Source organism: Brasilonema octagenarum UFV-OR1, from assembly GCF_963888615.1.
Taxonomy (GTDB): domain Bacteria; phylum Cyanobacteriota; class Cyanobacteriia; order Cyanobacteriales; family Nostocaceae; genus Brasilonema; species Brasilonema sennae.
On the sequence record NZ_CAWPKW010000107.1, the window covers coordinates 1 to 11,395 of the forward strand.

The 11,395-nt window shown below is 42.7% G+C and carries 8 protein-coding genes and 1 pseudogene; 4 read left to right on the plus strand and 5 right to left on the minus strand.

Annotation, left to right across the window (positions count from 1 at the left end; translation table 11 throughout):
* Positions 1–418: 418 nt before the first annotated feature.
* The 3 genes from AC5590_RS08165 to AC5590_RS08175 all read right to left on the minus strand — a co-directional run bounded on the left by AC5590_RS08165 (position 419) and on the right by AC5590_RS08175 (position 3,850).
* Positions 419–1,270 (minus strand): hypothetical protein, encoded by an 852-nt coding sequence (locus AC5590_RS08165; protein WP_169268476.1) that lies wholly within the window; start codon positions 1,268–1,270, stop codon positions 419–421.
* 525 nt (positions 1,271–1,795) lie between these two features.
* Entirely contained in the window at positions 1,796–3,295 is a 1,500-nt protein-coding gene (locus tag AC5590_RS08170) for a hypothetical protein (protein WP_169268477.1), read from the minus strand.
* Between the two features lie 321 nt (positions 3,296–3,616).
* Entirely contained in the window at positions 3,617–3,850 is a 234-nt protein-coding gene (locus AC5590_RS08175) for a helix-turn-helix domain-containing protein (protein WP_169268484.1), read from the minus strand.
* Between the two features lie 186 nt (positions 3,851–4,036).
* Here AC5590_RS08175 and AC5590_RS08180 point away from each other — a divergent pair, with 186 nt between their 5' ends.
* From AC5590_RS08180 to AC5590_RS08190, 3 genes are all read left to right on the plus strand, one after another.
* A complete protein-coding gene (locus tag AC5590_RS08180; protein WP_169268478.1) occupies positions 4,037–4,315 on the plus strand; it encodes a hypothetical protein in 279 nt (92 codons plus the stop codon).
* Positions 4,316–4,383: 68 nt separating this feature from the next.
* Positions 4,384–4,764: a hypothetical protein gene (locus tag AC5590_RS08185; protein ID WP_169268479.1), complete on the plus strand. Its 381-nt coding sequence runs from the start codon at positions 4,384–4,386 to the stop codon at positions 4,762–4,764.
* An 83-nt stretch (positions 4,765–4,847) separates the two neighbouring features.
* Complete coding sequence (locus AC5590_RS08190; RefSeq protein WP_169268480.1) at positions 4,848–5,741, plus strand: hypothetical protein; 894 nt, start codon at positions 4,848–4,850, stop codon at positions 5,739–5,741.
* A 394-nt stretch (positions 5,742–6,135) separates the two neighbouring features.
* On the opposite strand, the gene AC5590_RS08195 is transcribed toward AC5590_RS08190, so the two are convergent.
* A complete protein-coding gene (locus tag AC5590_RS08195) occupies positions 6,136–8,361 on the minus strand; it encodes a hypothetical protein (protein WP_169268481.1) in 2,226 nt (741 codons plus the stop codon).
* 150 nt (positions 8,362–8,511) lie between these two features.
* Between AC5590_RS08195 and AC5590_RS08200 the strand changes: the two are divergent.
* Positions 8,512–9,025: pseudogene (locus tag AC5590_RS08200) on the plus strand (four helix bundle protein).
* A 65-nt stretch (positions 9,026–9,090) separates the two neighbouring features.
* Here the strand turns inward: AC5590_RS08200 and AC5590_RS08205 are convergent.
* Positions 9,091–10,854, minus strand: coding sequence for a type IV secretory system conjugative DNA transfer family protein (locus tag AC5590_RS08205; RefSeq protein WP_169268483.1), 1,764 nt, complete (start codon positions 10,852–10,854; stop codon positions 9,091–9,093).
* Positions 10,855–11,395: the final 541 nt, after the last annotated feature.

Genomic DNA, 11,395 nt, shown 5'->3' on the forward strand with positions numbered 1-11,395 from the left:
AGGGTAAAGTGTTAGCTGTCTAATACTTGGTTTATTTACGCCGTGCTGTACTAGGTGGTGACCTCAAAAAGTTTGTCAGTAATTCTAAACTTTTGAAACTACAAAAAGTTAATAAGGTTTTTAAGGTTACTCTTGTTTAAAAGGCGTGAGTGCTGTTGAAACAACTAATCGGGTAATGAGCGATCGCCCGTTCTGCGCTGCCGTGTTCTGGAAGAACAGGCTCCTCCAAAGCTCCACTTTGGGCAACAGGGCGCTAAAACGCAAAGCGCTCCCTATGCCTACGTCACGGCTGCGCCTATCGGGGAAGCGATCGCCATCGCTCTAAATGCTACTGCCATCTCATAAATTGAAGGATTGACTGTAAACTGTACCCATTACCCATCATCCAACTGGCGTTACTATTACTTATTACTAACGGTTATATTGTTTCTATGTAGCTGAGGATAATATTCATTGTATCTTGAGTACTAATTTTATACTGTGCTGCAAGCTTATTGATATTAGCTTCACCAGCAGCATGGGCTTTGATAATTGCCTGAATAATGTTTTGTGGAATATTAATTTCACGAGTTTTAACAACTGGTTCGGGAAAAGTTTGATCAATGAAAATTTCTTTTTTTCTTAGTAAATGTATCTGATGATAGCGTTCGTTTTTGGATATCCACTGACAATTACCTGGAGCAAAGTCTCCTTCTGGCGAGATACGCGATATGACTGTACCATTGGGTGCGAGTCCCATATCTTTTAGAAACTGGGTAAAGTTGTTGCGCCAGGATGCATCAACTTCAATTCCACACCCACCATGATACTTATACTGATGGTGGTTTTTGTTGTAGCAGATGCGCTTGATATGTAACCAGGAGTTATACTCGTGGCTTTTGCAGCGACTGTGAACAGTTTTGATAGTCTTAATGTTTTCCCGTCGCAAGCAACCACAACTTTGTGTCAGCCCTCTTTTTAGGCTATTTTTGCTAATATACTTTTGAGTACCGCAACTGCATTGGGTAAGGAGTAGTAGTTCACCCCTTTTCCCTTTAGCTTCTACATCGGATATAACTGTTAGTCTTCCGAAAGTTGCTCCAGGTGGGATGGATTCTTTTCTTTTGTTACAACCGCAGTTGGTTGACCGACCATTGGTGAGGGTATGACTGTAGACAAGTTTTTGGGTTCCGCAATCACATTGACATAATACTTGCTTTCCTTGCTTGCCTAATACAGTCCAGCTACCAAATTTTTCACTTATATCAATGATTGTTTTGTTTGTCTCCATAACTAATTATAGTTTTTCTATTATCTTTCTTAAAAAAAGTAATGAAAATTCTTAATTAATTTACTTAAATTTTACGTATAGTCTCTCAGAAAAAATTATTTTTTTTGTAATTATATTACTGCTGTAAGAAAGATGGTAGTGTTTTAACGGAATAATTAAATAACTACCACCATTTCTTTACATATACAAGTTTTCTAAAGCAGAACTTTCGCAGTTTACGTTAAAAATTAACTGTTTAATTGCTATTAGGATGTTTAATGTTATCAACACAAGTGTGATCACTTTTCATATAAACGGGTCAATAGTCCGAAGATTAATCATTGTTGAAATTTTATGTCAAAATGACCCCAGGAATATGCTTAATCCAATCACCTAAGCACTCTGTTAGATCCAGTCCTACCGCTTTGGCAGCTCTAATCAACGTGTCTAAGGGTACGCCGCTTCTAAAAATCTACGCAAATCTGTGCAATAATGCTCAAATCTATGTAGAGGGAAGTTAGCGGTTTATCTTCCAAGAAATCATCTTTAGCACCATTCGCGTAGCGTGTCCGAAGGACATAGCTTGCTCTGGACAGATTGCTCCGTCCATCGCTTGACCAAAGACTCCCAGTTAGAGATAGCATAAAAGTTGTGACGCTTAATGCTAGATTTCTTTATCAGATTATTCAGTTGATTCCACAGGCTCCATACGTGCTTTCCATCCTTCACAGATAGATAGGCGGTTATGGAGCCTGGAATATTTTCAGTTAGTCGCATAGCACGTCGTGCAATAGCCATAGCAGCAGCTTCATCACTGGCTAAACCATACTGACGTGCATACTTCACCAAGCCAATAACGCTGGTGTAGGCAGGATTTACTTTCATCAAGTAAATACCACGATTACTCAAAACGCTTTCGAGTAGTTCATAAAATCGGCTATATGCCCAACCGGAAAGCATCCGAGCATATTTTCTACCACGTTCTCTAAGTTGCTCTTTCTTGGTAGAAAAGTCTAATTCTTCACAGACAACAGGACAGGCAAATGTGTCCGCTAATGTTGCTAATTGCAAGCAAGCATCAACAATCTGAGCGTCCTGTTTGCCTGATGGCAGCCCCATTTGTAGCGGAATTTGTCCATGAACTTTCAGGTTGCCATCGCGGTCAACGTATGCCCAACCGATTGAGCCAGGATTCATGTCAATTCCAATGCATCCATAAGCAGAATGCCTGGAGACACGTTTTACTGGCGCTGGAGTGAACTGTACTGCTGCATTCCACTTGCCGTTCTTGCGGTAGAAATGCCATGTCTTAGAACCATCTTTAGGCAATCTGTTAATGTTACGGTCAAAGCTACCTAATCTGGTTTGAACATATTTTTCAAACTTTGATTCTAGGCAAGCAGGCACACGAAACTTGAGGTATTCACCGTCCCATTGACAAACCTGATTTCCAAACGATTCATCTTTAGAGCCAACTACAAACACTTGGTTTCTAGGAATAACTGTTTGAATTGGCGCTGTCTTTAAATGCTCAATCTGTTGACTTAGTTGGTAGGCACGGCGCTTCTTGTTGTGAATTTGGAAACGTAGGTTCTGCCAATTCGTATCACGAAATTGAATGGAGCAGGACAATGAAAATCTGCATCCTGCTTTGCTATTCTGCCAATTCTTATTGTCGTAAAACTTTAATGAATCTGCTAACTTTTTCTCAGACTTAGTAATCCAAGAATTGATAGACTTAAGCTTACCTTCTAACGTTTTAATATGCTGTTTTCTATGCTCTTTCGATGCCTCAACAGCACCTTGAGCATGACTAATTACACCATTGGCATGACGCTTTGAAATACCATAAGTCGTTTGTAAATGCGTGTTCCAACTTGATTTGTTGAACTTTTGACCAGAAAGAATGAAGCTGACTGTCTCACACGCTGCTTTATGGAATACCAGACTGTAAGCAGTCAAGAACATCTCAAACTCTGTGATTCCTAAACTATTTAATTCTTCTGCTGGTGTCGGTAATCCTTTAATATACGTGAGAGTTGCCATTTATTTCACCTCGCTGGGTCTAACACGTAAGAAAATGTTAGCGAAGCGGACCGAAGGTCGGCAGCCTTACTAAAATGAGTACCCGCATATCGTTGTATATGATATAGGATACATTCAATTATATGGGCATTTCGGAAGAGATGTATCTCATCTATCTTGCGATTTTGACTTGAATAACAGAGCGATCGCTACGTATTAGAAGCCCATCTGGAGCGCAGCTTGGTGTGGGCGATAAGCCGGGCTTGACGCGTTGCATTCTTCGTGTCCCCTTGGGACGAGCGCGTATCGCAAGGAAGGACAAGAGGGTCGATAGTTGATGGGTCAATTATCGAAATTTACTCCTAGGTTAACTCCAAGCACCTTTTCGATTTTACGAAGAGTTTCTTCAGGTAAAGCATTCCTGACTCTTTCTGCTTCAATGTCATACCAGTAGACACGCGATATACCAATTTCGGCGCAAATAACCTCTAAAGAGCGCTCATCAGCTTCTCTTGCCTCTTTTATTCGCTGCCCTAGTCCGGGAACTTCCTTGTCCACTGTTCGCCTTACTTTCATTTGAGTTGCAATCACAAGCTTTAACACTCCACTTGTAAACTATTAGCTACCACTTTACTGTAAGTTGTTAGCTAACACTTGTAAGTTGTTAGCTAACAACTTACAATGAGAAGTACTAGAAAGGCGGTTCACTTTCCACAGAGCACCGCCTCTCTCAATAACCCTTAATTAAAGGTTTGATTCATTATGTCTCACTTAACGCTCGACAATCAAGCTCTAGCTCAACTTGAACTATCCACATACCTTGCACAGCAATCGTCCGATACTGCACACTACGAAATTGATTCTACTGATGACATATTCGGCAAACTCTACCGCGTATGGGGTGGTCAACTAGGAATCAACTGTTTCGGTACGTTCTATCAAAACCTCGACGGTTTTTGGGTATCGCAACCTTGCTGCATAGACGAGCGTCAACAATGGCGCACCAGCGATGAAGCAGTCGCAGCCATAGTCAACGCATAGAAATAAAGAAGTCATCAGTCAGTTGTTCTTTGAGCAACTGGCTATTCTTGCTGTATGGAGCCAGACCAGTGATTTTTACACGAATTGAACTTGAAACCAAAAGCCTTCTAGAATTGACAGCCTTGTGTAATCAATACGGATTAAAGGCACACGATGACCCATTACTCAGGGCTTCTTGGTCTACTGTTTTGCTGTCCTTTCCCCACATCGCTATTTCACAAATGCAGCGTGAGGTGGGACTTAAGTACCTTGGACGCGATGGCATCGAGTCTTTAATAGTTGCCTATAACGCTCTTGGGTTGCCCACTCGCGAGCAAGCAGCCTTAATTAAAGCTTCCTCGCAAGGGCGGACAATGCCAATGCCATATAAATTGGAACAGCACAAGTTATTGGCATTGTATGAAGCCAAAGTGAATCTCGACAAAGCGATATCTCTGCTGAGTTTCTAGTGACGACCTTCACACGCCAACTGGCACACCAATGCGCTTATTGTTAGCGCAACGTAAATTGAGATTACCGCACCTGAAAATAAATGACTCGACAGCCTCATGACCAGTTCGCAAAGCAGTATTTGGAAGAGTTACTCTCGCCTTTTGGAAAGGTAGAAGTCAGTCGTGAAGTGACTGATGAAGTCCGACAAGTAGACATTCTATTTTCCCCCACAGCATCACCTGACGCTGACCCGCAGTCTTTAGGATTGCTTGGTAGTATTGCAGCGAGTGCCTCGTTGTTAGAACCCTTTCGCAATCCACCAAGCAAAACAGAAGTGAGAAATTGTATCCTGAAGCTATTTTCCGTGTACGGAGAGTTTCAGCGCAAAGCAAAACGAGAAAGTACATCTTTGCCAGAAGATAATTTACCTCGTCTCTGGATTTTGGCACCTTCTGCTTCAGCGGCTTTGCTGGATAGCTTTGGCGCTAGACTAGAGTTAGAAAACTGGTCGTCAGGTATTTACTTTCTACCTAAGTCTTTTAGGACGGGGATAGTGGCAATCAACCAGTTACCAGTTACAAACGAAACACTCTGGTTCCGGCTTTTAGGACGGGGAACAGTTCAACAGCAAGCGGTTAGAGAACTGATTGCACTTCCACGCCTAAACCCTTTACGTCGCAACGTCCTAGAACTGATTTTTAATTGGCGTGTGAGCGTAGAGGTTCAGGAAAATTTAACTGAAGAAGAGCAGGAGTTGATTGTGAATTTATCAGAAGCTTATCGGGAAGCCAGAGCGGCGGCTGTACAAGAAGGACAGCGTTCAGTTGTAGAAAACTTGCTCAAAGTCAAGTTTGGTTCTCTGGATGACGAACTGTCGAGAGTCATTGATGTTTTGCTACAGTTACCACCAGAGGAGTTTGCTAGAGTACTACTGCAATTGCCTAATTTATCCCGTGAGGGATTATTAGAAAGGTTTGCAAGAGGAGGGAGTTGATAAGATTTTTGTTTGAGTGATCAGTTAATGAAAGCGATCAGCAATGCTTCGGCTCCCTACCGGAGCATCGCACCTTTAATTGAGAATTTTTATCAGAATGAACCGCTCTGGATGATAGATTGAATCGCAATTTCCGAAATATCACCAAGCCCTTCGGGCAGGGAACAGGGAAGAGGGAACAGGCAACAGTAAGAAAAAAACCTGCCCGAACATTGGGTCCCAAGCCCCGCTCCTTATGGTATGAAAAGAAGAAAAAAATTGTTTCGAGACACGTAGTGCGTCCCTTGCGCGTGCCCGCAGGGCTTTGAAACAAGGTGTCCTTGTCCAAATCCCCTAACTTAACTGCGGGGATTTTCCTGTTGCCTGTTGCCCGTTCCCTGTTCCCTTTTGAATTTCATAGTTCAACTCCTCCCGACTTAGCTTGAGGTGCAGTTGCGGTGACAGTTTGGCGTTGGGGAGAGGGGATGTGTTCTGTAGGAGTGTACTGTATTTTGATTTCTTGAGTGCGCCATGCTCGTAAGTCGTTCATAATATTTTTAAGCCCAACAAAATCGACGACTGTTTCTCCTTTCTTTTGGGCTTCATTTGTCTTATAGTTTAAAATCTTAAAGTACATCTCCCGCTGGTCAGCAATTGGTAACTTGCCGTCGTTGTCCTTTATCCGCTGAAGAATTTCTTCATTACCCTGGTTCATCGCCCCTCCCCAGTCAGGACCACCATACTTGACCATGTTTGCCCATTCCTCGGCGATATATGGGTGAACCTTAACGGGGATATCACCAGCCGTTTGTATTGGTTGTTCCTTGGGAGGTGCGGCTGCAGCTGTAGGTTGTTCATTACCGAAGATTTGTTCCAAGTTAAGTTTTTGGGCATTCTGGGCAATAAACTTCACCCGGTTGATATCGTAGTCAGAAATATTCATCTTACTGACTTCTTTGGTGATACCAGCTTCGGTTTTGGTTAGGTCAAACCGGACTTGTTCCTGGGTTCCCTTCTCCTCAGTGGTTTTAAACAATTGCAGGCTTGCTCGATTGTTTTCTCTGTCACGCGATCGCCTAATGGTAAACTCACCTACCGTAAGTTCTTCTTTATCTGCTTGGAGGAGGACGTTGTTAAGGGTGAGCAACATCTCGTTTTGTTTAAATACTTCCAGGGTTTTAATTGTCCCAGCAGGTGCTAAACTCCCAAGTGAATTTGCGACATCGCGGATATCGGCATTGCTAAGGTTGGGCAGTTTGCCATTATCATTTAGGTGTTCTGCCACCATGAGAAACTCCTGACGTTCCACTGGTAACATCTCAATGGGCTTTTTCGTTATTTTGAGTTCTTTCTTTTTATTGAGTTTGAACTCCATCAAAGAGTTTTCCCATCCAGATAGTTCATCACTGCGGCGGTGGATGCTGATGGTATCTCCACAGGCGCGAATCACAAACGCATCGCTGCGGTAAATACGCGATCCATCTTGCTCAAGAGTGCTGTATTTTTTTAACATTGCCGTTGCAGTTTCAGCAATGTCCTTATTTTCACCGTTGTAGCGTTCCAAGAGTGCTTGCTTGTGCTTAATCTGGTAAATAGGTACTTCAACCTGACGCGCCCATTGCTGTGCTGCTGGTTCCACCCCTTGGGATAGTCGCACCTCTTGATAGGTAAATTCAGGTGCATATCTCCTTCGATTCTTGGTTTCCAACTCTTCTGGTTCTTGTGCAAAAAATTGATTGCGGTTTGAATTTTCATTGACCTCGTTTTCAGTTTTATTTTCCGATTTTTTGTTACTAGTAACTGTCTCTTGGGCTTGAGAGTTTGGTTCAGTTTGTGCTATTTCTTCTTGAGAATAATTGACTACATCATCTTCAAAACTATGACTTGATTCGAGATTCTCTTCAGGAGATGAGGTGCTTTCAGGTGACTCAGTTCTCAGTGAATTTTCTTCTGTTGCAGCGAAATTCTCACTATCAGATAATAACTGTTTTGTCTCGGAGTGATTTTTGATGACTTCAGAAGATGGAGGTAATAGCTTAACGAGTGGAACGCTAGCTACATCTATGATTTCATCCTGACTCAGTATTTCGGTAACGAGATTAGTTGTACACTTACCTTTACTATCTTGTTCGTAGATAACGATTTGTTTATCCGAACCATCAGACTCTAAATAAGCTGTGATTTTGAGAGCACTTTCACTAGTTTGTTGATAATCACTACCTAAATCAGGTACATCTTCTACTAACCTGGTGACGATTATTTGTGCTTGATAATTAGTAAAAGGCTCAGTTTGTGTATTTGGCTCAGTTTCTACTGTGTATTGACCCTCTCTGAATAAGTCGGGCATTAATACAATATTAGTTTCCTGATTGTTTTTTGTACTTGGGTTAGTTAAATCAACTTTCTCCCATTTATATGCACCAGGGGTGGATTCGTCGGGTACAAGATTATAGATGTCTTTGCCAATCTCAACTGCTATTTTACTTGCTTCTCGAGCTTCTTTAAGTTTTTCGAGAATGACTTTAGTTATCTCGGTAAGTGCATTGATGAGGATTTTGCTTAATTCTCGACTTGTTTTAATTACAGTATTGGCTGTATTTAAATACGATTCATTAATTTGAGTTTGTTTGGGGTCGAACATATGTGAAGAGGGAAGAATTTCAATACGGTTCGGTTATCTGTTAAGGTAAGCAGTTCTTGAGCAGGGGGAGCAGGGGAGGCAGGGGGGGGGAAGAACATGAAAAAATGGAATCATGGTGAAGAGAGTGGGGAAAGTAGAGGAGGGAAGAAAATGCCTAAAGAAGCAATTAAAGACCATAAAGATTTGGGAATTTACAAAATTGCCTTTGAAGCAGCAATGAGAATTTTTGAGCTATCGAAGAAGTTTCCTCTGGAGGAAAGATATTCATTAACTGACCCTCCGGGTTCAGCAGTCGCAGCCTACGGCTCGCTCCGCTAACATGGGGGAAACCCCCAAGACCGCGCTGCTTCACCAAATTCGGCGTTCATCACGTTCTGTATGTGCCAACATGGCAGAAGCGGGCGCGCAAACGTCGTTATGAGGCAGCATTCGTAGCTAAATTGAATGATTGTGTTAGCGTAGCGTTCCCGTTCGCCCTTGGCGTGCGCTCTGCGCATAGGGAATAGCTGAAGCATCTGAAACCCAAACATGGATTGAATTTGCTGTCAAATGCAACTACATGAATGTGGAGGCGGGACGAGAACTTTACAGCAATTACAATCAAGTTTTATCGGGTCTAGTAAATATGATTAATAATCCATTACCTTGGTTGATGAATCATTAATCTCCCCCTGCCTCCCCTGCCTCCCCTGCCTCCCCTGCTCCCTCTGCTTGCCTTGCATTTCATATTTAGAAAAAGCTCTTGTATGCATCAACTGGTAAAGGTGCACTACCTGCTTGTACAGGTGCTTGCGGAATTGGAAAGCGCTTGTTGACGGACGACACTCGCATATCTAAATCTTCTTGTGTTGGCTTTCTCTGGGTACTTTTTCGAGCAAGTTGCTTGATAATTGTATCCCACTTTGTATCGTTTTCTTGTTCGAGTGCAATGATAGATTTCGCTATCTTAATATTTTTTAATAGTGGGACTGAACCCTCATTTTGGTTACTATAACCAGGGTTGATAAACAAACATTTTCCAGGTGGTAATTTGAGAAACTCGGCTGGTTCAAATAGCTTGCGAGTCCGTTCTTGGTCACTGATAGATGTACTAGCTTTACCACCTCCTGTTGACCGAGATTTTTGTTTATATTTAATTTCTTGTTCGCCTAAATATGCAGAAAATAATCGTGCTGATTCTTCTTCACCAGGATTGAAAACAAACTTTGTACCGCACGCACCAAGAATTGCACGAGATATTTCTTTACCGTAAATCTTTTCAAGCTGACCCATATTTTGCCAACCTAGAATGCCACAAAATCCTTCGGAACGAGATTCGTTAAGCCATTTAAATAAGTCTGGAAGGAAGATTGATGGTAACTCGTCAAGGCATACTATTAGAGGGCCATGCTCTTTACGCTTTTTGGCAATACTGCGGGAGACTACCATGTGAAGGATACTAGTCATGAGAGGGCTGACAGCATCGCGGCGTTCTCGATCTAACCCGAAGATAATCATCTGCTTGCGTTTTACCTCCAGGGGAAGTGTAGTTTTACCGACAAAGCAGCCCAACGTACCCCTTGCCATAAACCGAGTGAACATCAATGAAGCGCCACCAGCAATGCCCGCAACAGTTTTCTCGGAACCTGCTGAGCTAAATAATTGACCAAAAGCTATTTTAATCCAAGGGTTTAGTTCTGCTGCCATCAAGCGTGCTACCATTTTTTCACTTGACACAATTGCAGCAGCAGTCATAATATCAGCATGTTCGCCGAACTCCTTGGTGAGCATGAGGATTGCTTGCGTTAGTTGGTCACCTGCAGGACCAAAGAATGCATCTTCAGACGCATTTCCAAGCAACCGGAAGTTTTTGTTAATCACTGTAGCTAATTGCCGTGCAGTTTCAGCATCGCTACTATCGCGTAAAAAATCAATTGGGTTACATACCTCTGATTCGGGGAATCCTGGTGCAAATACGTGTACGTCATACCCTTTTGATTTGGCGTAACTGGCGATTTTGGCTTGACTGGGGTACTTAAAATCGTATAGAACTATACCAAAGCCCTGGTCAATAGCTGAGTAAATCATTGGGTTGATAGCAGAGAATGACTTACCGCTACCAGGTGCCCCAATGACAGCCGTTCCGCGTTGGACATCAGGTACATAAAGCGGGACTCCTCCACTTCCCTTGGGCAGTTTTTGATTCTTGTCTTTATGTACTCCAATATACAAACTAGCGCTATCGCACTTAGGGAAAGATATCTGTTTGACGGCTTTTTTCTTAGCGCGAACAGATTCCTTTCTCCCACCCCAGTAGCTAGTTGCAAGTTTACCTTTTTTACCGCCACTAAACATTTGCAGAATGACGAGAGCTAGAATACCTCCAGCCAAGGCTAATCCTTGAGGAGAAAACAACCTATCTGTGTACTTGCTAAAGTCGTATGAAGATGGTTTTGCTTCTTGGTTAGTTTTGACTGGGACCGTTTTCGCTGTAGCAAAGTATAAATTTTTCATAAAAGGAGTCACGAGTCAAGGAAGAGGTAGAGGGGAAGGTGGGGTTCCCTTTGGGGAACTCACCGGCCCCCACGGAGTGGGGATTAGGGGCAAAGGGGCGGGGTGCAGGGGTTGGGTTAATCTTAGACAAAATTGCCCAACCTTAGACAAAGTACCCTAGAGAAAACCCTCAATTAGGGTTGCGGCGGGCGCGGTATTTTATACAATAACTATCTCTTGCCAATCTGATTAACCCGTGCCCGCCGCAAAGGTTGGGCAATTTTGTCCAGGTTTCATCAAGGGGGGAAACCCTCTCCCTTCTTCATAGCAGGGCTGTTTCATTCCCTGAAAGGCTTACATTGTCAAGTGTTTAGGAGATGAAAATTATGGGTGCAAAATTGATGAATGCGATACGCGGAGCGTCAAGCCTCCGGCTTATCGCTTAAACTCAATTTTTGCGCCAATATGGTAATTTTTCTCACATTCTTACTTACATATTTCTGGACGGTGCGATTCGTTGATATCTGAATCACGGTTAAAATCCGCAAAATAAGATATCCAG